Source organism: Nostoc sp. FACHB-892 (assembly GCF_014698795.1).
Lineage (GTDB): Bacteria > Cyanobacteriota > Cyanobacteriia > Cyanobacteriales > Nostocaceae > Nostoc.
On sequence record NZ_JACJTR010000014.1, the window covers coordinates 161,906 to 186,744 of the forward strand.

The 24,839-nt window shown below is 41.8% G+C and carries 18 protein-coding genes; 10 read left to right on the forward strand and 8 right to left on the reverse strand.

Translation table 11 applies throughout. The annotated features are described in order from the left end of the window. The first annotated feature begins 425 nt into the window (after positions 1-425). The 4 genes from H6G96_RS19735 to H6G96_RS19750 all read left to right on the forward strand — a co-directional run bounded on the left by H6G96_RS19735 (position 426) and on the right by H6G96_RS19750 (position 6,028). Positions 426-1,808: a CmpA/NrtA family ABC transporter substrate-binding protein gene (locus tag H6G96_RS19735; RefSeq protein ID WP_190913020.1), complete on the forward strand. Its 1,383-nt coding sequence runs from the start codon at positions 426-428 to the stop codon at positions 1,806-1,808. Positions 1,809-1,879: 71 nt separating this feature from the next. Beyond that, a complete protein-coding gene (gene ntrB / locus H6G96_RS19740) occupies positions 1,880-2,719 on the forward strand; it encodes a nitrate ABC transporter permease (RefSeq protein WP_190913021.1) in 840 nt (279 codons plus the stop codon). Positions 2,720-2,921: 202 nt separating this feature from the next. Further along, positions 2,922-4,922 (forward strand): nitrate ABC transporter ATP-binding protein, encoded by a 2,001-nt coding sequence (locus H6G96_RS19745; protein ID WP_190913022.1) that lies wholly within the window; start codon positions 2,922-2,924, stop codon positions 4,920-4,922. A 248-nt stretch (positions 4,923-5,170) separates the two neighbouring features. Next, entirely contained in the window at positions 5,171-6,028 is an 858-nt protein-coding gene (locus H6G96_RS19750; RefSeq protein WP_190913023.1) for a nitrate ABC transporter ATP-binding protein, read from the forward strand. Between the two features lie 452 nt (positions 6,029-6,480). Here the strand turns inward: H6G96_RS19750 and H6G96_RS19755 are convergent, their stop codons facing one another. Together H6G96_RS19755 and H6G96_RS19760 are read right to left on the reverse strand one after the other, a co-directional pair. Next, entirely contained in the window at positions 6,481-8,514 is a 2,034-nt protein-coding gene (locus H6G96_RS19755) for a calcium-binding protein (protein WP_190913024.1), read from the reverse strand. A 1,141-nt stretch (positions 8,515-9,655) separates the two neighbouring features. After that, complete coding sequence (locus tag H6G96_RS19760; RefSeq protein ID WP_190913025.1) at positions 9,656-11,695, reverse strand: calcium-binding protein; 2,040 nt, start codon at positions 11,693-11,695, stop codon at positions 9,656-9,658. Between the two features lie 428 nt (positions 11,696-12,123). Here H6G96_RS19760 and H6G96_RS19765 point away from each other — a divergent pair, with 428 nt between their 5' ends. Together H6G96_RS19765 and moeB are read left to right on the forward strand one after the other, a co-directional pair. Next, complete coding sequence (locus H6G96_RS19765) at positions 12,124-12,582, forward strand: M67 family metallopeptidase (protein WP_190913026.1); 459 nt, start codon at positions 12,124-12,126, stop codon at positions 12,580-12,582. A gap of 67 nt (positions 12,583-12,649) precedes the next feature. Then, the gene (moeB, locus tag H6G96_RS19770) at positions 12,650-13,822 is read left to right on the forward strand and encodes a molybdopterin-synthase adenylyltransferase MoeB (RefSeq protein WP_190913027.1); all 1,173 of its coding nucleotides are present in this window, start codon (positions 12,650-12,652) and stop codon (positions 13,820-13,822) included. Between the two features lie 88 nt (positions 13,823-13,910). Here the strand turns inward: moeB and ftsH4 are convergent, their stop codons facing one another. Together ftsH4 and H6G96_RS19780 are read right to left on the reverse strand one after the other, a co-directional pair. Continuing rightward, the gene (gene ftsH4 / locus H6G96_RS19775; protein ID WP_190913028.1) at positions 13,911-15,776 is read right to left on the reverse strand and encodes an ATP-dependent zinc metalloprotease FtsH4; all 1,866 of its coding nucleotides are present in this window, start codon (positions 15,774-15,776) and stop codon (positions 13,911-13,913) included. Between the two features lie 91 nt (positions 15,777-15,867). Further along, the gene (locus H6G96_RS19780) at positions 15,868-16,053 is read right to left on the reverse strand and encodes a DUF2949 domain-containing protein (protein ID WP_190913029.1); all 186 of its coding nucleotides are present in this window, start codon (positions 16,051-16,053) and stop codon (positions 15,868-15,870) included. 479 nt (positions 16,054-16,532) lie between these two features. On the opposite strand from H6G96_RS19780, the gene H6G96_RS19785 reads away from it, so the two are divergent. Then, entirely contained in the window at positions 16,533-16,691 is a 159-nt protein-coding gene (locus tag H6G96_RS19785; RefSeq protein ID WP_190913030.1) for a hypothetical protein, read from the forward strand. A gap of 452 nt (positions 16,692-17,143) precedes the next feature. Here H6G96_RS19785 and H6G96_RS19790 read toward each other — a convergent pair whose 3' ends face one another. After that, positions 17,144-17,587: a molybdopterin-binding protein gene (locus H6G96_RS19790; RefSeq protein WP_190913031.1), complete on the reverse strand. Its 444-nt coding sequence runs from the start codon at positions 17,585-17,587 to the stop codon at positions 17,144-17,146. A 365-nt stretch (positions 17,588-17,952) separates the two neighbouring features. Between H6G96_RS19790 and H6G96_RS19795 the strand changes: the two genes are divergently transcribed. Both H6G96_RS19795 and H6G96_RS19800 read left to right on the forward strand, forming a co-directional pair. Then, positions 17,953-19,248 carry an APC family permease gene (locus tag H6G96_RS19795; RefSeq protein WP_190913032.1) on the forward strand — a complete coding sequence of 432 codons (1,296 nt, stop codon included), beginning with the start codon at positions 17,953-17,955 and terminating at the stop codon, positions 19,246-19,248. A 40-nt stretch (positions 19,249-19,288) separates the two neighbouring features. Further along, on the forward strand, positions 19,289-20,086 hold the full coding sequence (locus H6G96_RS19800) for a hypothetical protein (RefSeq protein WP_190913033.1): 798 nt from the start codon (positions 19,289-19,291) through the stop codon (positions 20,084-20,086). Between the two features lie 36 nt (positions 20,087-20,122). Here H6G96_RS19800 and H6G96_RS19805 read toward each other — a convergent pair whose 3' ends face one another. Further along, the gene (locus tag H6G96_RS19805; protein ID WP_190913044.1) at positions 20,123-20,782 is read right to left on the reverse strand and encodes a sugar transferase; all 660 of its coding nucleotides are present in this window, start codon (positions 20,780-20,782) and stop codon (positions 20,123-20,125) included. Positions 20,783-21,541: 759 nt separating this feature from the next. Between H6G96_RS19805 and H6G96_RS19810 the strand changes: the two genes are divergently transcribed. Then, positions 21,542-21,835, forward strand: coding sequence for a hypothetical protein (locus H6G96_RS19810; protein WP_242063335.1), 294 nt, complete (start codon positions 21,542-21,544; stop codon positions 21,833-21,835). Positions 21,836-21,837: 2 nt separating this feature from the next. Here H6G96_RS19810 and H6G96_RS19815 read toward each other — a convergent pair whose 3' ends face one another. Together H6G96_RS19815 and H6G96_RS19820 are read right to left on the reverse strand one after the other, a co-directional pair. Further along, a complete protein-coding gene (locus tag H6G96_RS19815; RefSeq protein ID WP_190913034.1) occupies positions 21,838-22,515 on the reverse strand; it encodes a response regulator transcription factor in 678 nt (225 codons plus the stop codon). Beyond that, the gene (locus tag H6G96_RS19820; RefSeq protein ID WP_347242252.1) at positions 22,508-23,959 is read right to left on the reverse strand and encodes an ATP-binding protein; all 1,452 of its coding nucleotides are present in this window, start codon (positions 23,957-23,959) and stop codon (positions 22,508-22,510) included. The genes H6G96_RS19815 and H6G96_RS19820 overlap by 8 nt, the downstream gene beginning before the upstream one ends. Positions 23,960-24,839: the final 880 nt, after the last annotated feature.

A 24,839-nucleotide genomic window follows, 5' to 3' on the forward strand; every position in this document is an offset into this window, starting at 1 on the left:
TACTACTAAAGTTAAGTTGTAGAATAAGCGGAAATAGCGAATCATAATATAAAAATAATAGTCTTCATAGACAAGAGTTTATATATTAAAAATTATTCATTTATATAGTTAAGGAAAATAGATAAATTTTTCCTTATACATCCAATTTAATATTTCTTTAATAAATCGATACTCCAAGTTGAACAATTTGGCTTCAAAGGCTGTAAACTGATTTCAACAAGGTGAATGACACCTCTAAAAACCACTAGAGCAGAGTCAAGAAATTAGCCGAGTTTTTTTTATACAAGTAGCCGCGTCATTAATGAAATGGCTGCGGTTGCTTTGCCAAATATAGCTTAATCATTACTAGCGCAAGAAACACAACGTTTTTCTTGTCTAAATTGTCATAGCTATAAAAAATAAAATTTACATTCAAAGGAGATATTATGACAGAATTTTTTAATCAAATTTCCCGTCGCAAATTCATCCTCACAGCCGGAGCATCTGCGAGTGCTGTATTCCTTAAAGGCTGTTTGGGTAATCCTCCTGAAAGCTTAACTGGTGGAAGCACTCAAGCACAACCAGCAGCTCAGACAGTCGCTAATATTAGTCCCGAACAAACCCCAGAAACTACTACAGTTAAATTAGGATATATTCCCATTGTAGAAGCGGCTCCACTAATTATTGCTAAAGAAAAAGGCTTTTTTGCAAAGTATGGCATGACTAATGTTGACCTTTCCAAGCAAGCTTCTTGGGGTTCAGCAAGGGACAACGTAGAAATTGGTTCTGCCGGTGGTGGTATAGATGGCGGTCAATGGCAGATGCCAATGCCACATTTAATCACAGAAGGTTTAATTACCAAAGGCAATCAAAAAATTCCCATGTATGTCTTATGTCAATTAAATACACATGGAAATGGAATTGCGATCGCCAGCAAGCACGAAGGCAAAGGTATTAGTTTACAACTAGCCGGCGCTAAGTCCCTATTCACGCAATTAAAATCTTCAACACCCTTCACTGCTGCATTTACCTTTCCCCACGTCAACCAAGATTTATGGATTCGCTACTGGTTAGCAGCAGGCGGGTTAGATCCCGATGCAGATGTCAAGCTGCTCACAGTACCTGCGGCGCAAACTGTAGCCAATATGAAAACAGGAACAATGGATGCCTTTAGTACAGGCGACCCCTGGCCTTATCGTCTGGTGCGAGACAAAATCGGCTACGTAGCAGCATTAACCGCAGAAATTTGGAAGAATCATCCTGAAGAATATCTCGCCATGAGAGGCGACTGGGTTGATAAAAATCCCAAGGCTACCAAAGCAATTTTAAAAGGAATTATGGAAGCCCAACAATGGTTAGATAATTTTGATAATCGCAAAGAAGCGGCTCAAATTCTGGCTGGACGGAATTATTTCAATCTTCCTTCACCAGAAATACTGGCAGATCCATACCAAGGCAAATATGACATGGGTGATGGTCGCCAAATTGATGATAAATCAATGGCTGCTTACTACTGGAAAGATGAAAAAGGTAGTGTTTCTTATCCATATAAGAGTCATGATTTATGGTTCATAGTTGAAAACGTTCGCTGGGGATTTTTACCAAAAGATTATCTAGACAATAATGCTGCTAAGGCGAAAGAACTGATTAACAAAGTCAATCGCGAAGATATTTGGAAAGAAGCTGCCAAAGAAGCTGGGATTGCCTCTGCTGATATTCCCACAAATACATCCCGTGGTGTAGAAGAGTTTTTTGATGGCATCAAATTTGACCCCGAAAAGCCAGAAGAATATTTGAAGAATCTCAAAATAAAGAAGGTCAGTGTTTAGTCATTGGTCATTGGTAACTGACAAAGGACAAAAGACAAATCAAAAATAAAATTTGCGGAGAACACAGCATCATGACACTCGCCCAAAAACGCCCTGCAAGCCCTAAATTGAATAATGGCTTTATATCCAGCCTGCAAAAGCAATTTCCTGATCTTATACCTCCAGCGATCGCGATCGCAATCTTCCTGATTATCTGGCAACTTTTCGCTTGGACTCCCGGCGCAACATTACCAGGGCCAATACAGGTTATTCAAGACACTTGGATTCTCATTTTCTGGCCATTTTATGACCGAGGTGGCATTGACAAAGGTCTGTTTTGGCAGATTCTCGCTAGTCTGCAACGGGTTGCTATCAGTTATACCCTAGCTGCGATCGTTGGTATTGGCTTGGGCATTTTGATTGGGGTTAATAAAACCATGTCCAAAGCTTTAGACCCCATTTTTCAACTACTGCGGACTGTACCACCTCTAGCTTGGGTTCCAATTTCTTTAGCAGCTTTACGACAAAACGAACCCGCCGCATTATTCGTAATTTTCATCACCGCTATTTGGCCCATCTTAATTAACACTGCTGTCGGCGTTACTCAAATTCCCCAAGATTACAACAACGTCGCCAAAGTTCTCCAACTTAGCCGCAAAGAATATTTCACTAATATTTTGATTCCTGCGGCATTACCCTACATCTTTACCGGTTTGAGAATTGCGATCGGTTTAGCTTGGTTAGCGATTATCGCCGCCGAAATTGTCATGTCCGGTATTGTCGGAATCGGCTTTTTTATCTGGGACGCTTATCAAAATAACAACGTCAGCGAAGTAATTTTGGCTTTAGTTTATATCGGTGTTGTTGGGTTACTCCTAGATAAAGCAATGGGTTGGCTGCAAAACAAGATTTTACCAGCAGAGCAAAAATAGTTAGGAGTTAGGAGTTAGGAGTTATGAATTAAAAAAGTTCTAACTCCCAACTTTCAACTCCTCACTCCTCACTCTTAACTTCCAAATTCTCACTCCTCACTCTTAACTTCCAACTTCTCACTCCTCACTCTTAACTTCCAACTTCTCACTCCTCACTCTTAACTTTCAACTCCTCACTCTTCACTCTTAACTTTTAACTCTTATGTTCGTAGCTGTTGATCAAATTGACAAAGTTTTTGAATTAACTGGCGGTGGCAAATATATCGCCCTTAAAGGAATCGACCTCCAAATAAAAAAAGGAGAATTCGTTTCTTTGATTGGTCACTCCGGTTGCGGCAAATCTACTCTATTAAATATGATTGCGGGTTTGGATTTGCCTACTGAAGGTCTTGTCACTCTCGAAGGACAAAAAATCACCAAACCCGGCCCAGACAGGATGGTGGTGTTCCAAAATTATTCGTTATTACCTTGGCGAACAGTTAGAGAAAATATTGCCCTCGCCGTCGACTCGGTAATGAAAGGTTTACCTGCAGATGAACGCAACGCCATTATCGAAAAACATATAAATATGGTGGGTTTGCGTCCCCATGCTGATAAACAACCAGGAATGTTATCAGGTGGACAAAAGCAGCGAGTTGCGATCGCCCGCGCCTTAGCGATTCGTCCCAAATTACTGCTGCTAGATGAACCCTTTGGCGCATTGGATGCACTCACACGCGGCAATTTGCAAGAACAACTCATGCAAATCTGCGAAGAAAATCAAGTTACCGCCGTCATGGTGACACATGATGTAGATGAAGCGGTACTGTTATCTGACAGAATCGTGATGCTAACCAACGGCCCCGAATCGAAAATCGGCGACATTTTAGAAGTGGATATTCCCAGACCCCGCAAGCGGATGGAAGTAGTAGAACATCCTAGCTACTACAGCTTGCGGAGTGAAATGATTTACTTCCTCAATCAGCAGAAACGCATCAAGAAAATTCGGGCGCGGAAAACTGCCGACGTTGCCCGTCATGGATTAGAAAAAGTTAACCTAGAAATTGGCTTTTTACCTCTAACAGCTTGCGCCCCCTTAGCAGTTGCTAAAGAAAAAGGCTTCTTTCTCAAACACGGTTTAGATGAAGTTAACCTCGTGCGAGAAAGTAGCTGGCGGGGTATAGAAGATGGCATAAGTGGTGGTTATTTAGACGCGGCGCAAATGCCTTCAGGGATGCCGATGTGGCTTACTTTGGGGGGACATAATAACCAACCTCTGCCCGTTGTTACTGCGCTTACTATGACTCGCAACGGTAACGCCATCACCTTGGCAAAACACTTTTATGATGAAGGTGTACAAACCTTATCAGATTTTAAAAGATACCTGCTTCGCACCCGTGAACAACGGCACACAATGGGAGTAGTACATGCCGCATCGATGCACAACTTGCTGTTGCGTTACTGGCTAGCGGCTGGTGGAATTGACCCCGATAGCGATGTGGACATAAAGACCATTCCCCCAGCGCAGATGGTAGCCGACCTAAAAACTGGAAGCATTGATGGTTACTGCGTCGGCGAACCTTGGAATTACCGCGCTGCTGTGGAAAATGTCGGCTTTACCATCGCTACCGATTTAGAAGTTTGGCTAGGACACCCCGGTAAAGTTCTTGGTGTGCGGGAAGATTGGGCAGAAAATTATCCAAATACGCATATCGCCTTGACTAAAGCTTTGTTAGAAGCTTGCGTATATTGTGCAAATCCCGAAAATACCCAAGAAATTCGGCAAATTTTAGCTGGGCGAGATTACGTTAGCACTGATTTAGAATACATTCAACTCGAAGATCCAGATAGTCTCACCTGTGACTTAGACCATCCGTTGCGAGACTATGCCCATCACCAGTTTTATTCTGAGTCTGCGATCAACCGCCCCAGTCGCACCGAACAAATTTGGATTATGAGTCAATTGGCGCGTTGGGGTGATACTCCCTTCCCCAGAAATTGGGTAGAAGTTGTTGAACGGGTTTGTCAAGTTCGTGTTTTCAGCACCGCAGCACGAGAATTAGGTTTGGATATTAGCTATATTCGCCAACCGATCCAACTGTTCGATGGTACTCCCTTTAACGCCGATGATCCGATCGCTTATCTCAACAACTTGAAAATTAAACGTGATTTTTCAGTCGCGGAAGTTGTTCTTGATGCACCGAGAAGGAGACTCGCGTCATAAAAAATTGGTAAGAGAAAGAGGGAGTAGGAGAAGTAGCACATCATGCGCGAACCTTTTATCTCCGTTAATAATCTGACTTTTTACATCATCTGAAAAAACCAGCAAAACACCTAACCCCCTACCTCCTTCCCTTGTAAGGAAGGGGGAAAATTCAAAGCCTCTCCCCCTTTTAGGGGAGAGGAATGGAAGTGAGGTCAGAATATTCAGTTACACACCCCGTACATTAAGGTTTCCAATCCCCAAATACCATGCAAAACCGCAACTCAGCAGCTACGAATACACTAGGAAAACCATTCGCCACTGCAACCACCAGCCGCAGACCTTTCCTAGAAATTAAAGACGTTACCAAAGTTTATCCCACAAAGAAAGGCCCCTTCACTGTCCTCGACGGCGTTAATCTCAACGTTGAACAGGGCGAGTTTATTTGCGTCATCGGTCACTCTGGCTGTGGCAAATCGACGCTACTAAATATGGTATCCGGTTTTAACTTTCCCACCTCCGGGCAAGTGTTACTTGAAGGAGAACCGATTACCAAGCCAGGCCCAGACAGAATGGTTGTCTTCCAAAACTATGCTTTGCTACCGTGGCGGACTGCTTTTGAAAATATCTACTTAGCTGTTAACGCCGTTTATCCCAACAAACCACAAGCTGAAAAAAGAGCAATTGTGCGTGATCATCTAGCAATGGTGGGACTGGCTGATGCGATGGAAAAGAAACCAATGCAAATGTCCGGCGGTATGAGACAACGGGTTTCTATCGCCCGTGCTTTGGCGATTCGTCCGAAAGTTTTAATTTTAGATGAACCTTTTGGGGCGCTGGATGCCATCACCAAAGAAGAATTGCAGGAAGAATTGCTGAAAATTTGGGGTGATAACCGTTGTACAGTGCTGATGATTACCCACGACATTGACGAGGCACTATTTTTAGCAGATAAATTAGTAATGATGACTAATGGTCCCCATGCGAAAATTGGTGAAGTCATGGAAATTCCCTTTTCTCGTCCACGCGATCGCGCCCGCATCATGGAAGATCCACAATACTACCAGCTACGTAACTATGCTTTAGACTTCCTCTTTAACCGCTTTGCCCATGATGATGTAGGTTAAGGTAACAAACAACAGTTAGAACTTTGGGGTTTAGCTTGAGATGATTGGCAAATCCCCAAAAGTCTATTTATTGGGATTGCGATCGCTCACAATTCATTTGACATTGCAATCATCGGGAGCAATCCGCTAATCTCGCAAATTAGTACTAGATGCACCAACAAATCAAATTGCCGATCAGGTGGTTAACCTATATCTGCAATTCAAAGCGCAGAATCAACTTTAAATTGCATTGCTCAATCGAGTGCGAGATGCTATTTTCAGCACCTCGCAATACTTGATTAAAGAAATGATATCATGTCCGCATAATTAGTTACGATTTTCACAGTCATTGCACCCCACCCCAAACCCCTCCCCGCTTGCGGGGAGGGGAGACAAAGCGCAGCTTTGGCGGGGTGGGGTTCTTCAGATTTAATAAGTAATCAAGCGGACATTATATGAAAAGCTAATCACGATTAAACAACCACAAAATTGTTGTTGGTTAGTGATAATCCAACAGATAATTGTGCAAATTTTACCTGAGTAAACTTAGCCGCACTACCATCTTGGTCAAAGAAAAGTCCACCTGTAGAATTGTCATAAATAAATCGTTGAGTACTAGTGGTTGCAGATGTTCCAAGGGTAAACTGACTTGTCACAAGTGAAGGTTTTGCTAACCCGCCACCAAAACCAGTAGCCGATACCTGAATCAACTCATTAGTGGTGTTAAAGTCATAAATGGTATCAATGCCTTCATTGAAACTATTGAAAGCAAAGGTATCAGTACCATCATTTCCATAGATGGTGTCATTACCAAAACCACCTGTGATGATATCATTACCCAAACCACCATATAGAGTGTTATTACCTAATGCGCTGAAAGCAGAGAGAGTATCGTTGCCATCGCCACCATCCAACAGATTCTTGCCTGTTGAATAATTAACAATCAAGTTATCGGCACCAGCGCCACCATTAAGGGTATTATTTCCTGATGTTTTGCGATAGACTCCTTTGCCGTACTCACCCTCTTGGTCGAACTCGTAGCCAGAGGCGGAAAGAGTATCGTTGCCATCGTCTCCATTGAGCAGATTAGCGCCTGATGAATAGTCAACATTCAAGTTATCACTACCAGCACCACCGTTCAGGATATTATTACCAGTGGTGTTATAAAACTTTCCTCCGTAGCCGTAACCGTAGCCAGAGGCAGACAGATAATCGTTGCCGTCGCCTCCATTGAGCAAATTAGCGCCTCGTGAATGGTTAACACTCAAGTAATCGTCACCAGCGTCACCGTTGAGGGTGTCATTGCCAGAGGTGTTATCAAACCTGTAGCCCTCGAAGTCAGAGGCACTAAGAGAATCATTGCCATAGCCACCAGAGAGCAGATTATTGCCTTTTGAAATGTTAGCACTCAAGGAATCGTCACCAATACCACCGTTGAGGGTGTTATTACCATCGGCAAGATTGACCGAGAGATAATCATTGTCATCGCCACCATCCAGGAAATTAGCGCCTATTGAATAGAAAGCACTCAAGGTATCATTACCAGCACCACCTTTGAGGGTATTATTACCAGACACCTCAGGGTCGTAGTAGCTACTAGAAGCCGAGAGATAATCGTTACCATTGCCACCATCCAGTAGGTTATTGCCTGCTGAACTGTCAGCACTCAAGCTATCGTTACCATCGCCACCGTTGAGGGTGTTATTACCAGACTTGATATCGTAGTCACCTAAAGCTGAGAGAGTATCATTACCATCGCCACCATCCAAAAGGTTATTACCTGTTGAAGAATCAACATCTAAGTAATCCCTATCAGTACCGCCAACCAAGGTGTTATTCCCCGCACTACCAACGAGAGTATCATTGCCCGTACCACCGCGCAGCAAATCGTTGCCACTTAAGCCGTCAATTTTGTCATTACCGCCTTGACCATTAATGACATCATCTGAATTATATAAACCCGTAATGTCGTTATCGAGGTCATTGATAAAGGTTACGGTGTTCTTGATGGCTAGGCTTGCTTCAGTGATATTGGCATCTAAAACATTAAAGCTGGGGGTGATGCTAGTTTGCCCATTAAACAGGATATTACCAAGAACTGGTGTTGTTCCAGAAGCTTTCAGGTTATCCAAGTTTTCTAAGTTGAAGTTTTGGAGAATGAATTTTGTACCAGTCACCCCTTCAAAGGTGACTTCAAGGTTTTTGCCATTTTGGTTCAGCAACAGATTTCTAGCAGTCAAGCCAGCACCTTGGAATTTTATGGTATCCACTTCGGCAATCACTGCTGCTGTCGGGTTTGTGCCTTTACCTACCCCACTGAAATCGGTGATGGTATCAGTGCCGTCGCCCAAGTTATAAACAAATGTATCTTGACCACCGCCACCGATCAGGGTATCATTACCCTTCTTAGCTGTGATGGTATCATTACCTGCTTGACCGTTAATCGTGTCGTTGTCGTTACTGCCCAACAGGGTGTCATTACTGATGGTTCCAATGATATTTGTCATAATTTTTACCTTAATTTAATCGATTGTTCGAGTAACTTTACTTCTAAACCCTGAGTTAGTGCTGTTTTGGCGCACAAAGAACTTACCGAGAGTTGAGACTTTCGGCGAGTTTTTTTATGTCACTTTTGAGGAACAGTAATTTCTATCAGAAATTCACGCTGTTGACCAGCTTGTAACACGCACTATACAAATTTATGAGTGTATGAATGAACTGAAATAAACCGTTGTTTTAAGCTCTTTATAACCATTTTTGATTGAATAGCGTAGGCATAGCCCACCACAGGCATCGCTCAAAAAGCTTGGTCAAATTAAACTTAAATTTCTGAAAATCACATTCCATACTTAAATTTTTCAATACGTAATTTCTACTATCTTGAAAATAGAGAAAAATTAACTATTGATAGGAAAAGGGATTTTCATACCCTCGTTGTGGGCTATTGCCCGTGGATGTCTAACTTAAAAATAAGAAACATCTAAATAACACTGTGATAACCATATATGAAGATTTACCGAGATGTCTATAGTTAAAACACATCTTTGCATACTCTTCACATTAGCCAATATTAATGTATATAAACATACCTATTTTTCCGTATACTGATCATTTTATAGTCAAGAATTTATTTGCAGAAAGCAACAGGCAAAAAGTTGTCTGAGCCAAGGCATTCCAAGGGATAAAACTTGTGAGATGCTTGAAGGAACAATAAAAAATACAGAATTAATAGTGGCGATGCCTACGGTGGTCACTTACTTGTACTGAGCGTAGCCGTAAAGCCTGTGGCATAGCTACGCTTCGGGTACAGCCTACGTCTACGTAGTTAGCAAGATAAAGAAAGTGTGTAGTGATGCTTTAAATCTAAGTAATAATTACTATGTATTGCCAAGATATAAAAATACAGACATGAATGAACCGACTTAGCCAGGAAAACTTACAACTCAACCGTACACATACTGAAAGTTAAGGAGTGTAGATACTTGTGAACACGTAAAGCGTAACTTGCTGTAGCTAGAAGGTAAGCCAATATATATTTTTTATTAACTCTTATTGCATTAATTGTATTAATAAATTGAACGCAAGATGCTATCTCAAGCATCTGCCATTCTCAATATTTCTCACTTAGCAAGGGAGCGTTAATCATGATTAAACAACCACAAAATTCTTTTCGTTTAGTGACAATCCAGGAGATAGTTGTGCAAATTGCACCTGAGTAAATGCATCGATACTACCATCTTGGTCAAAGTACAATGCACCTGTAATACCGTTGTAGATAAATTGCTCTTCGCTAGTAGTTGCAGATGTTCCGATGGTAAACTTACTAGTATGAAGTGAACCTATTGACAACCCGCTATCAAAGCCACCAGCCGATACCTGAATCAGTTCATTAGTGGCATTGAAGTCATCCAATCTATCAATGCCTTCGTTGAAACTATAGAAAGCAAAGGTATCAGTACCAGCTCCTCCATAGAGGCTATCATTACCATTGATGCCTGTAAGGATATCATTGCCATTGCTCCCCACAATCAAGTCATCGTAATATGTACCTGAGATATTTAATCGTTCGATATTTTTGTAGCTAACTTGATTTGTGCCAGCCGTAATTGAGCCAATGTTAGTAGTGGCATCGAAAGTTGAGGTGATTCCCTCGGTAAGATTATTATCAGTAAAAATGGGGTTATAGGACAACGAATCGTCACCTGTGCCCCCATCGATGTTATTGTTGCCACTAGCGCTCACATATATCGTATCTTTGCCATCACCCCCATCTAAAAGATTACCGCCTGTTGAAAAATACGTATTCAAATTATCGTCTCCAGCGCCACCATTAAGGGTATTATCACCAGAAGCGGGATTGTATGAGCCGCCAGTTGGGTAGCCACCGGCCGAAAGATAATCATTGCCATCGCCACCATTGATTAGGTTATTGCCTGTTGAACTGTCAGCATTCAAGATATCGTTACCAAGACCACCAATAAGAGTGTTGTTACCACCTCTAATGCTATAGTAGCCATAAACCGAAAGATAATCATTGTCATCGCCACCGTCCAGTAGGTTATTGCCTGTTGTGTTGTAAAGAGTCAAGTGATCGCTACCAGCGCCTCCATTGAGGGTATTATTGCCTGAGGTTCCGCCATCAGCTTCATCGGAGAAGGTTCTGAGAGAATCATTGCCATTGCCACCATTGAGGAGGTTATCGCCTTTTGACAAGAAAATGCTCAATATATCGTTACCAGCACCACCGTTGAGGGTGTTATTGCCTAAAGAGATATAGACACCGTCTATGTAGTAGTTCTCGCCAGAGGCGGAAAGATAGTCATTGCCATCGCCACCATTAAGAAGGTTATCGCCTGTTGAAGCCTTGACATCCAAGGTATCGTTACCAACGCCACCATTGAGTAAGTTATTCCCTGTTGAAAAGCCACCATCCAAGGTATCGTTACCAACGCCACCATTAAGTAAGTTATTCTCTGTTGAAAAGCCAGCATACAACTTATCGTTACCAGCGCCACCAATCAGAGTATTATTCCCCGCGCCACCACGTAGCAAATCGTTGCCACTTTTGCCGTCGATTTTGTCATTACCACCCTGACCATTGATGACATCATCTGAGTTGTCAAAGCCATTGATATAGTTATCTAGGTCGTTAAAGAAGGTAACTGTGTTCTTGCGGAACGGGTTGTGTTGGGTGGAGTTGGCATTGACGACATCAAAGCTATCACTGATACTGGTTTCCCCATAGAACTGGATATTGCCCAAGTTAACAGTCGCTCCAGTAGATTTGTTGAGGTTATCCAGGTTTTGCAGGGCAAAGTTTTGCAAAATGACTTTGGCATTTGGAATTTCACTTTGAAAGGTGATTTCTAGATTGCTGCCATTCTGGGTGAGGAGGAGATTTCGGGCAGTTAAGCCAGGACTAAGGAATTTGATCGTGTCCACTTCGGCAATGACTGCTGCTGTTGGATTTGTGCCTTTACCCACACCACCGAAATCGGTAATAGTATCAGTGCTAGCATCGGAGTTAAAGTTGTCGTAAACAAATTGGTCCTTACCACCGCCACCAGTCAGGGTGTCGTTGCCTTGGCTAGATGTAATGGTATCGTTGCTTGCAAGACCCTTAATGGTGTCTGCTAACTCGCTGCCCACGAGAGTATCATTACCGTTGGTTCCAATGGTATTTGCCATAATTATTACCTACCTAGATCAATTTTTTCAGTAACTTCAGTTATCAACCTTGAGTTTATTGCTGTTTTCGGGCGCAAAAATCCGCCTCAATTTGACGTTTTCGGCATACTTTAAACATTATCCTTGAGCAATAGTAATATTTATTGAATATTCAGCCTTTTACTAACTTGCACGTAGTGAGCTATTCTCCGTGGGTGTCTAGCTTGAAAATAGAGAACATCTGAATAGACTCATAATAATCACATAGTTAATATTTTACTGAGATGTCTATACTTAAATAATCGTCTTTGCATACTCTTCACATTATTGGTTAACAAATGTATATATAGATACGATAATTTTTACATTTTTCATATTGTTTTATTTTATCGGTGCGATGCCTGCGGTGGGCTAAAATTCTAAAGGTTAGCAAAACTACAAACGCAGAGATGATCCGACTTAGCCAAGAACACTTGCAAACTATCCGCATCCATGCCGAAAGCACCTATCCAAATGAGTGCTGTGGTATAATTATGGGCTATCTGGCTAGTGAGAGCAAAATTGTGGTAGAAGTCATACCAACAGAAAATGCCTGGAATACAGAAGCGGCGGCTGAATTTTCAGGGGAACGCACAGCAGAAAGTAAAAGACGGCAATATGCGATCGCACCCCAAGTTATGTTAAAAATACAAAGGGAAGCACGCGACAGATCACTGAGCATTATCGGCATTTTTCACTCCCACCCAGATCATCCTGCTATCCCTTCAGAATGCGATCGCCTATACGCTTGGCAAGGATACTCGTATATAATAGTTTCCGTCCAAAACGGTAAAGCTGGAGAATTCCAAAGCTGGAGCCTTGATGATACTCATCATTTCCAAGCAGAGGCAATTGAAAATATAATTTAACGGCTTAGTTTAAAGACGCATATCTTTTTTCGATAGGATTAATATTCCGTTCTAGATCATAACTGCTATGCTAAATCCCAACCTGGATGAAATCCAGTTGACCAAAGACGACTATGAACGCTACTCCCGACACCTGATTTTGCCGGAAGTAGGGTTAGAAGGACAGAAACGCCTGAAAGCTGCCAGTGTACTGTGTATCGGTACAGGTGGACTAGGTTCACCACTACTTTTATATCTGGCGGCGGCGGGTATTGGACGTATCGGGATTGTCGATTTTGATATTGTCGATACTTCCAATCTGCAACGACAAGTAATTCACGGTACATCCTGGGTGAATAAACCCAAGATTGAATCGGCAAAAAACCGCATTCACGAAATTAACCCCTATTGTCAGGTTGATTTATACGAAACCCGCCTGACTTCCGAAAACGCTCTGGAAATCCTTCAACCTTACGATATCGTGGTGGATGGTACTGATAACTTCCCCACCAGATATCTAGTTAACGACGCTTGCGTATTGCTAAATAAGCCCAACGTCTACGGTTCAATTTTACGCTTTGAAGGGCAAGCTACTGTATTTAACTACGAAGGTGGCCCAAATTATCGTGACCTTTTCCCAGAACCGCCACCACCAGGAATGGTTCCCTCTTGTGCAGAAGGCGGCGTATTGGGAATTTTGCCAGGAATTATTGGTTTAATTCAGGCAACTGAAACTGTCAAAATCATTCTGGGACAAGGGAAAACCTTGAGTGGACGGTTGCTGCTATACAACGCCTTAGATATGAAATTCCGGGAGTTGAAGTTGCGTCCTAACCCAATTCGCCCAGTGATTGAAAAACTGATAGACTACGAACAATTCTGCGGAATTCCACAAGCTAAGGCAGAGGAGGCAAAACAGCAGATGGAAATGCAAGAAATGACCGTTAAGGATTTGAAGGAGTTACTTGATAGTGGTGCAAAGGATTTTGTACTGCTAGATGTCCGTAACCCCAATGAGTACGACATTGCCAAAATTCCTGGTTCAGTGTTAGTGCCTTTACCAGACATTGAAAATGGAAGTGGCGTTGCGAAGGTAAAGGAAATATTAAACGGTCACCGTTTAATTGCTCATTGTAAGATGGGCGGGCGATCGGCAAAAGCTCTTGGCATCCTCAAGGAAGCCGGGATTGTTGGGACGAATGTCAAAGGCGGAATTACCGCTTGGAGTCGAGAAATCGATCCTTCTGTTCCAGAGTATTAGAAACGTAAAGTAACGCAGAGGTACGCAAAGATTATTCTCTGCGTACCTCTAAGTTTAAAACCTGACTTTCTTAATTACGAATTACGAATTACGAATTAACTACAGGTTTAATCTGACCCAGTAAACTGTGCAGTTTTTCCCCTTCAATGACTTCTGTTTCTAACAGTTGAGTAGCGATCGCTTCTAGCAAGTCTCGATTCTGTCTAAGAATCTCTAGGGCTTGTTCGTGGGCTGTTTCCACGATTTCCTTGACTTCGCTATCAATAGCTTTCGATGTGTCTTCACTCACTGCCCGCCGAGGATTACCCCCACCATTACCCAAGAACATTGATTGTTGTCCTTGTTGGTAAGCCAGTGGTCCTAAGACTTTGCTCATGCCATAAGTTGTTACCATCCGTTCTGCCAAGTCAGTTGCTCGTTGCAAATCGTTGGAAGCACCTGTTGTAATACTGTTAAACACAATCTCTTCGGCGGAACGTCCACCTAACAAAGTCGCAATCTGACCCCGCAGTTCATCCTCATTCATCAAAAAGCGGTCTTCAGTTGGTAATTGCAGAGTGTAGCCCAAAGCTGCCATCCCACGGGGAATAATCGAAATCTTTTCTACGCGACCGTTTCCTGTGGTTAGCGCCCCGACCATTGCGTGACCAACTTCATGGTAAGCAACAATCTTTTTCTCAGTCTCGTTCATGACGCGACTCTTCTTCTCTAAACCGGCGACTACCCGCTCAATTGCTTCGGCAAAGTCTTCTTGAGCAACACTTTCACGCATATTACGAGCTGCTAATAATGCGGCTTCATTTACCAAGTTTGCCAAATCTGCACCAGCAAAACCAGGAGTACGAGTAGCGATCGCTTTTAAATCTACATCATTTCCTAATTTTACCTTTTGAGCGTGAATCTTGAGAATTGCTTCACGACCAGATAAATCGGGACGATCTACCAACACTTGGCGGTCAAAGCGACCAGGACGCAGCAATGCAGAGTCAAGGCTTTCGGGGCGGTTGGTAGCTGCTAGTACAATCACCGTTGCATCCCCAGCTGCAAACCCGTCCATCTCCGTTAGTAACTGGTTGAGGGTCTGTTCTCGCTCATCGTTACCACCGTAGAAGCCATTACTGCTACGAGACTTGCCAATTGCATCCAATTCATCAATGAATACAATACAAGGAGCCTGTTTCTTTGCTTGCTCAAACAAATCCCGCACTCTAGAAGAACCTACACCGACAAACAATTCCACAAACTCCGAACCAGAGATACTGAAGAATGGAACTCCTGCTTCTCCTGCTACGGCTTTTGCTAAAAGTGTCTTACCAGTACCCGGAGGGCCTACCAACAATACACCTTTGGGAATCCTAGCGCCAATTTGCGTAAACCGTGCCGGAGTCTTGAGGAAATCTACAATTTCCACTAACTCAGTTTTTGCTTCTTCTACCCCAGCCACGTCTGCAAAGGTGATTTTAGCTGATTCGCCTTCAACGTAAACCTTAGCTTTGCTCTTACCAATAGAAAGCGCACCTTGTGGACCACCGCCACCACCACGGGCGAGAAAAAACTGCCAAATACCAATAAAAATCAGTGGTGGAATCACCCAACTTAAAAGGGTTGTAAACCAAGTATTCTTAGGTGGTGGTGTAGCAGCGAACTCAACTCCCTTTTCTTCTAGCAGTTTGGGTAACTCTAAATCAAAGATTGGTGTAGTTGCAAACACCGGGCCCGGCTCAGTATTTTCTGTTTTTAATTCGTAAAGAATCTGGTTTTGACCAACAGAAACGCGGTTGACTTCCCCTTCTTGTACTTGATGAATAAATAAGCTATAAGGAACCCCAGTCGGGCCAGAAGCAAATAAACCAGGCAAAAATAAATTTAAGAGCAAAAATAGCCCTGATACTGCCAATAATATATTTGCAATGATCCGAAACCGAGGTGACTTAGGCTGTTCTTTAATTGCCATGAATGTAACCAATCCTTAGAATGAAAACTGTTGAGAATGTGACTTTCACAGAAAGTGCGTTATTTACTATCCGAATAGTTGAAGCAGCAGCTTATACTGTTTCTAACCAATCAAAAATTTGGGCTAACTGATCCACTGTTACCAACCCATACTGCCAGAGAGTCATGGCTAGAAAGTTTGGTGTTTGCTCACAATGTCGCAAAGCAAGAGAAATTGCTCCACTAGAAATACCCAACTCTTGTTCTAAAAAATCCACCAATTTATCTGTAGCTTTCATAACCTTGTTAAATAATCTTAATTAAGTTTTATTTCTGATTTAGCTCAAGAAACTTGATTAAATACCAGTCAAGATTTCCAAAGCTATAAGAGATATAAATCCAATCACTGCCAAGTGACCATTAAGTTTTTCGGAGTACTTAGTGAAACCAAGCTAAGATTCTTGCGTGATGTACATCCGAGATGTTAGCGTACCCATCCAAACTAGGCGATGAGCTACGCGCAAAGTCGTTCAATTTGTCTTGATCCTCAAGGATATTACCGATTCTCATAATTTTTCCGATTTAGCAACCTTTGCAGTATTTTTTTATTTATGTAACTAAACTTAACAATTAAATTAATCTTTGGGAACTAACGAGCCAATACGGTTTACCGTACTCAAACAGTTAACACGACTTGAAATGAGCAAATTTGAATGAACAGAACGATGTCAAAGAAGAGGCGTAATCCTTTGCCAGTTCTGTTCTTGATGTAGATGCGATGTCTACGACGGGCTATGCCTACGCTGACTTGAAACATTCCCAAGGCGATAAGATTGTCTTGGATAAGGCTACCTTCAGTAGTTCAGGGGCGGCTAGCACGGCGAAAATTAGCTACGATGCTGTAAGTTGGCAGTTTTCTACAACCAAACCAAAATAGCTGTGCGGTTGGTTTTGGCAGTGGTGGTTTATTTCGACTCTGACTGGTGCGGTAACGATTTTGTGGTGCAAAAGGGTCACACATCTGTTATCTGTATCAACTTTAGGTGAAAGCAGGGGCGCACAGCTAGCTATGCGCCCCTATCATGTGCTCCATTTATACGAAAACAGCTATTACATAAGCAATGTCTACGACGGGCTACGCCTACGCAACATCCAATTTTAAATCTTTTTGTAAAGTCTTCTATAGCAGCAAGCAAAACAAAAATTATACCAGATTAATCCTTAAACAATTTTTAATGCTAGTTGATACTCACTTTGGATCTGCTTAGGCATAGCTCCTGGTAAACATAGCATCAACTATATACTCAATTTCTCTTGCAGTTCTCCAAAATCAAAAATGTTAGTGATGATTCATCTTTTTAATATCCAGCGCCTAAAGTCAAAGTAATTCTATTCTCTAGCAATGACAATATCGTTAGACTTAATGACTGCATAAGCTTCTTTTCCTTCAGATAGTTCTAACTCTTCTGCGGAAGCTCTAGTAATAATCGAGGTTAATTCTACTTTATGAATAATCTCCAGAGTCACTTCGCTATTAACTGCTCCATAAACAACTCGTTTAACCACACCTTTAAGAATATTGCGAGAACTAACTTTTAATGATTTCTTTTGAATACTAGCTTCTATTTCAGGCTTTTGAGTGTAAATATCTTCCTGTTTATCCTCGTGAATTGGCGGTGATATTGGCGCCCATGTGTGCTGATTGAGACTACGCACGAGTTCTCGCAGAATCTCCGTCTTAGTTCGTTGAGACTGTTCGCAGAACTCTTCTAGAATCTTCCGTTCGTCCTCTGAGGTTTGAAATGTGACCCACCCTTGTTCTTTTCTTGGCATAAATCAATTTTGGTTATTCTGGTTATTCTTGGTATGATTCTACCAAGTATCAATTCGATGTGTTATTTTAATAAAAATATTTTTTATTGAAGGATTCTCTAGATAATTCATCAACTAATCTCATACATTTAACTACATAAATATTTATTTTTCGTCGGTACAAAACAATTTGTTACTTAATATTAACTGAGTAGCAGTAATTTCGTACCAACTAGATTGGTATAAAATTAGTGCTGACTTAAATTTGGTATCAAAGCGGTAACAAAAAAATTGTCATCAAAATATGATTATCTGCAAGCCTTTCGGTCGTGATATTCTCACTGATGAACGTTACATCTTGTAATCTAAACAGGGAGATATTAAAGATGTCTGCCACAAATTCTCCACCCCAACTTAAACGGGAGTTAGGGGTTGTTGGTGCAACCTTGATGGGACTGGGTTCGATTGTCGGGACGGGCGTATTTGTCACTATCGGGATTGCAGCAGGGATTGCTGGGCCAGCAGTAATTTTGGCAGTAGCAATTGGGGCAATTGTTGCCACCTGTAATGGACTCAACAGCGCCCAGTTAGCAGCTAATCATGCTGTCAGTGGTGGCACTTATGAATATGGTTACAGATATCTTACCCCCGCATTGGGCTTCACCGCGGGTTGGATGTTTTTGGTAGCAAAGACTGCCTCAGCCGCAACCGCCGCTTTAGGTTTTGCTGGTTACTTGCTCAACATTGGGGGTTTGAGTTCCAGTTGGGTAGTTCCTACAGCCCTCTTAGCTGTAGCGATAATGACTTTGGTTGTTTTAAGTGGTATTCGGCGCTCTAATGTTACCAATACGGTGATTGTGTCGGTAACGCTGTTATCTTTAGGCTTTTTTATCCTTACTTGTCTACCCCGTGCTACCGAGGTAGGAATTGAGAATTTGACACCTTTTTTCAGAACCTCCCCAGGAGGAGTACTCCATGCTAGCGCCTTGATGTTTGTCGCCTATACAGGTTATGGGCGCATTGCCACAATGGGAGAGGAAGCACGCTCCCCAAGGGAAACGATTCCTAAGGCGATGATTGTCTGTCTGCTGCTGACAATGTTGCTTTACATGGCAGTGGCGATAGTTGGTATTGGGGCTGTGGGAGCAGATGTCTTGGGCAGTAGCACAGGGCAGACAGCAGCGCCTCTAGAAGTGGCAGTCCGCAACGTTGCCGGTTCCGGTGGTGCTTTAATCTTAGGAATTGGGGCGGTGACAGCCATGCTAGGCGTGCTATTGAACCTGATTTTGGGCTTATCCCGTGTGTTACTGGCAATGGGGAGGCGTTCAGATGCACCAAAATTCTTAGCGCAGCTTAACGAACAACAGACAACCCCATACTGGGCTGTAATATTTGTAGGGATAGCGATCGCTCTGCTGGTACTGTTGGGTAATGTCAAAACTACCTGGTCGTTTAGTGCCTTTAGTGTTTTGATTTATTACGCAATTACCAGTTTCGCTGCTTTGCGTTTGGCCCCATCGGAGCGACTTTATCCTGTATGGGTAGGTTGGCTAGGTCTTGTCTCTTGCCTTTTTCTCGCTTTTTGGGTAGAGTCTTCGATTTGGCAAGTTGGTTTAGGGTTGATTGTCGCAGGGCTAATCTGGCACAAAATTCGGCGAGCGATCGCCTACGGCGGGGCATAGCCCATCGCGCAAGTACGATAAAATTCTTTAAAGAAGGGGGATGAAACAGCTAAAATCGCGTTCTCAAGACTTGCGGAGTTTGTTTGAGAACAATATCACCATTGAATATGTGGCGGAACCCCTCAAAGCTATGCCAGCTGATGCAGAAGTTACAGAGGTGCTGCCTTGGATGCAAGCGCACAATTTTGATGTAATCGGTATTGAGACAAAAGATACTATTAGCGGTTATGTAGAACGCTCTAGTTTAATAGAAGGTAAATCTGGGAAGTGTGGCGACTATCAACGCGTGTTTCATCCAAAAGAGCTAATTGCCATTTCCACCCCACTGATAAAGTTACTACCCATTTTGCAACAAACTCAGCGATTGTTTGTTCTGGACTGCAATCAAGTGAATGGTATTGTTACCTGTGGCGACTTGCAGAAAGCACCCGCACGAATGCTACTGTTTGGCTTGGTAACGCTGCTAGAAATGAATTTGCTGCGGCTGGTGCGGATTTACTATCCTCAAGATTCTTGGCAAAAAGTCCTAAAACCTGAACGCTTAGAAGTTGCTCAAAGGCTATGGCGAGAAAGCCAAGAAAGAAACGAAGCTACCGATTTATTAGATTATCTGCAATTCTGTGATAAACGAGAGTTGATTTTAAATCAACCAGAACTTCTCCAGCAATTGGGATTAAAGTCCAAGCGATTTGGCGAACGTTTCCTTAAGTCTGCTGAACAGTTGCGAAACCGATTAGCTCATGCCCAAAATTTAGTTAGTGGCTCCTCTTGGACAGAGTTGATTTCTCTAGCAGAGGCGATGGAAACACTGTTAATTCTGTGTGAGGAAGTTGAATAAAGTTGTCAGCTTTCACTAACATTAATTGGCTGTACGTTAGCAAGCACCACTCTTATATAACACAACTTTTAAAGTTTTCAAGATTAGACTAATATCATAAAAGATAGACCACTTACGTTGGTAGTCTAAGTCCATGTGAACAATATCTTCAAAGTTTTTAATACTGGAGCGACCATAAGCCTGCCATTCACCAGTCATACCCGGTTTGACATTCAACCGTTCCCAGTGGTGTCTTGAGTAGTGTATCACTTCATTGGGAGTGGGAGGGCGGGTGCCAACTAGGCTCATTTCCCCCACCAGCACGTTCCAAAATTGAGGGAGTTCGTCTAAGCTAGTGCGGCGGAGAAACCTGCCTATACAGGTAATGCGGGGGTCATTCTCATTTTTGAATATCTGCTCGCTTTGAGCTTCATTCTTAACTAAATGCTTAAGTTGGTCAGCTCCGACTGACATTGAGCGAAATTTCCAAATTCGGAAGTAACGCCCATTCAGACCACAGCGAACTTGACTGTAAAAGATAGGACCTGGGCTATCTAACTGAATGGCGATCGCAATAGGAATTACTACAATTAGTGTAATCGATAGCCCGACAACAGCACCCAAGATGTCAATCATCCGCTTGGCTTTACTGAGTACAGAAGGGTGAACTGGAAGTTCAACTTTAGGAACATTATGGGTATCATCTAGAACTGGCATATTAAAATGGTCGGAACTAGAGGTTTTAGACACGGTAATTACACTTTCAGTAGGTAAATTTATGAACTTAATCGTCTGCACATTTCCTTATTTCAATAACCTGTAAAAGCGGGAATTAAATTTTTTAATAGGTTAAGTAAGTAAATATGTAACCAGTCAATTTGTTCTTTAAGATATTTGCAGTTACAGTAGCGGTCAATACTTCATGGTTAAGCATTGAACATCGTTGTTTTTAATGAATGTGTAAGTATAATAAAAGCATTTAATAGGACTTGAGACTTTATTTGTAAGGTTGAGTAAAGACTTAGTAGATTCTACGTATACTTTCGTACGCAAATACTGATAGAAAATACTATCTGATGACTAATTAAATTATTTTTTATACAGTATCCTAATGAAGGATAAAATTATCCAGCTAACTATCCGCTTGGCTGTAGCGTCCAGATAGTCTAAATTTCATAATAATTAAGTAGACGCGATAAAACCCAAGTATGTTTGATTTTGTAAAAGCTGTGGAATGACCAATTTATAAACTATGCGCTAATTTTATACTTGGTTACATAGCTTGAATTTTTAACGCTGACTTACTTATATTTGTTCCGCTTCGGGCACAGCCTCTGTCTGCGACACGCTACGCGTTTGCGTAGCATCCCGCAGAGAACGTAGAGAAATGAGGCAATCGCACTTCTTTATATAGTCGTTAAAACTGCTGTTTAGTAAGCATTTCGCATTTGCGGATCAGTCTAAGATATGAATGATATGAAAAAACACAAAATTATGGTTATTGGTAGCAATGTCACTACTGTGCAGCGCGTCAGCAGTCATTGCCTAAAACAAAATGCAGAAGTTTTTCCATATTACTGTATTCCCACACTTGAAGAGATAGCTTTGTTTGCACCTCATGTTTTAGTGTTATGCCTGCCTATACCTGATAAATTCCAACATCAACTACTTCAGCCTTACATTTTGTGGTCAGAAAAACTCATTAATGACATCTCACCACTAGCTACCACTTTTACAGAATTATCTGCCTGTTTACATAAATTCCTCTAAGGTTAAATCAACCCTTGGCGTACGGCTAAAGCTGCTGCTTGGACACGATCATCAACGCTCAGTTTGTTGAGAACCATACGTACATAAGACTTGACGGTTCCAAGTGAGAGGTAGAGTTGGTTTGCAATTTGCTGGTTTGAGTGACCTTGTGCAATAAGTTTAAGAATCTCGCGTTCACGATTACTGAGAATCGGTTCCGCTATTACTTTAGATACAGGAACATCGGGGGCTACAGGGGTTGACCTAAGCATCCGAGCAACTTTTTGAGCTATTAAAGGATCTAAATAAGCACCACCTTGAAGTATCAATTGAATGACGGCAATGAGTTGTTCCCATTCAATGGTTTTAAGGCAGTAACCATCAGCACCAGCTGCAAGCATCCCCATGACCTGGATATCGTCGTCAAAGGCACTTAAGGCTAGAACGCGAGTAGTCAAGCAGCTACTTTTTATCTGCTGAGTGGCTGTAATCCCATCCATAACTGGCAGATCAATATCCATTAAGACTACATCTGGCTGAAGTTGGTTAGCTAATTCAACAGCCTGTTGACCATCCAATGCCTCTCCAACTATACTAAAACCAGGTTCAAGGCTAAATTGCCCTTTCATTCCTCGGCGGATTAAGGGGTGATCATCAACTAATAGAACCCGCACAGTTTTCTCTTGGTCAATCTTAGGCATCACTTTTGCTACATCTGCTTATATTCTGTTCATGGTTGCAATCAACGTCATTTATGGCACTTGGGAGAGTAAACCAAAAAGTACTTCCCTCTCCAAGAGAACTTTCGACACCAATGTTTCCTCCGTGAGCCTCAATAATTTGACGACATAAATACAGACCAAGTCCACTTCTTCCACGATGCCCTTGTCCTTGAATAAAGCGTTGGAACAGTCTTTCTTTAACTTGCGGTGCAATTCCTGAACCATAATCACGCACCGAAATCTGCACTTGGCCTTCTCCATAGGGCGTTATCTCTAAAATAATTTCCCCTTTAGGCTTACTTACCCGCACGGCATTATCAAGTAAGTTTTGTAAAACCCGTTGAATTTCTAATTCATCACCGTAGACTGTTGGCAGCAGTTGAGAAATTTTACAAATGAAGGCTAACTCACGTGTAGAGGTTGCTTTTACCTGACCAATTACTTTAATTAAAATCTTTTCCCAATTCAGGCGATCGCAAACTAAACAAGCGCTGCGTGCTTCATAACGGGAGATATCTAAGAGGAGTTCTACAAGCTGAAGTAGATCCTCATTAGCTTCATCGTACTCTTTAAATACTTCCTTCCAAGTATCATTTACTGGGCCAAAAGCTCCTCTGCTCATACAATCTAGAGTATTACGAGTGGCAAGTAAAGGAATACGTAGGTCGTGAGACAGTGCAGATATCATGTCTTCAAGCTGTTGGTTACGCACCTCAATGCTTTCTTGACGGTGACGAGTTTTATCAGCCATCGCGTTAAGAACTCCAGCTAGTTCCCCGATTTCGTCTTTAGAAGAATGGCAGAGTTGCACTTCCATTTGTCCCGCTTGCCAAAGTTTGCTAACTTGTGCCAATTTCTTTAATGGAAGCTTGACTCGCCGATGCAACAACTGGAGATTTAAAAGCGCTCCTAAAAGAATAACTAATGTGCTGAAGACGTTTATCACAGTGTTAATATCATGCAAGCGCTCTACACGAATTTGGCGATCGCTTAAAAGCATCTCTTCGTGCTGAATCAGTTTCTCAATCTCGTTCTGCAAGGAACCGAATAAAGTGCTTTTTGCCACACCATTGTTACTAGCAGAACTAGAAAGCGCTTTTTCCTGCAACTCCCTTTGCCACTGGTTATAGATATATCTAATTTTATGGAGTTGTTTTATTTGAGCGGGGTTGTCTTGTACAAGATTGTACAGATAGTTGAAGCTGTTGTGGAAGTTGGGCTTCTTCTCACCATAATCTATAAGATTGGTTAGCCCCTGACTGGAACTTTCTAAAAAACCTTTTTCTTCATTATCTATCACAGCATGAAATAGACGTTCTCCTTCTCGCTTTACCAACAAAGTATGGGTTACGCAGTTAAATGCTTCATGAGTTAGGCGTGCTATCCAGAGGTTGAAAACTTGCTGTCCAAATAAAAACAACACTAGTACCAAAATACTAGTATGTAGAGGAGTTAAAAAATTACCTTTCCTAGATGAATGAATTAAGAAAGGTATCAAGCTAATAGCTATCACTATCTAATTTATCCACCACCTTAATAACAGTTACCTAACATCCTAATAAGATCCTAGACTTAAGAACTACAACAGCTTTGCTAGTATTAAGCTTCCAATGTTGTTATTCAAAAGCCTTAACTGTTGATATATTACATAATAAATATCCTTCAATTTTGATAATTTTACTATTAATAATTAAATTGTATTAAATAACGTAGTAATAATTATGATGGTATTTTTTTGGAAAAATAATAACACGATACAGGAAAATTAATCCGGCTTTACATAAAATTCATAATTAACCTACTTTGAAACTTATATTAGAGGTTATTTATAAGTTAAATCTAAGGCTGACATTTTTACGGTGTCCCATAGTAGATTCCCCTACCGTTAGTGCCAATAAATACTAGCCCGAATTACTGCCAGCTAGCCTCCATTACATTAGGCTCATTGCCGATAGGCTGGTCTAAAAAGCCGATGTTTCTCCATGTTTGTCCTCTGTCGAGAGAGCGAAAAATTCCTTCACCCATACCAACAATCTGCTATGTATACACTGCAAGCAAGCTTAAGGGGTGTCAATGTGATGACAGTAGCCAGCGCAATTATAGCAGTAAAAGTTCTTTTCCCTAACAGCCTCCAAAAACGGCGATCGCTCATACCGATCAACTAAGCTCAAGATATAAAAGACATCTCCGAAAACTGTCTAAGTATCTCTGTGACTAGCTTATAGCGTGCGATCGCCAGTTTTGAAATCCAGATAGTTTTGACGATAGAATAGAGGTTGGAGATGTTTGTTGTTAATAATCAG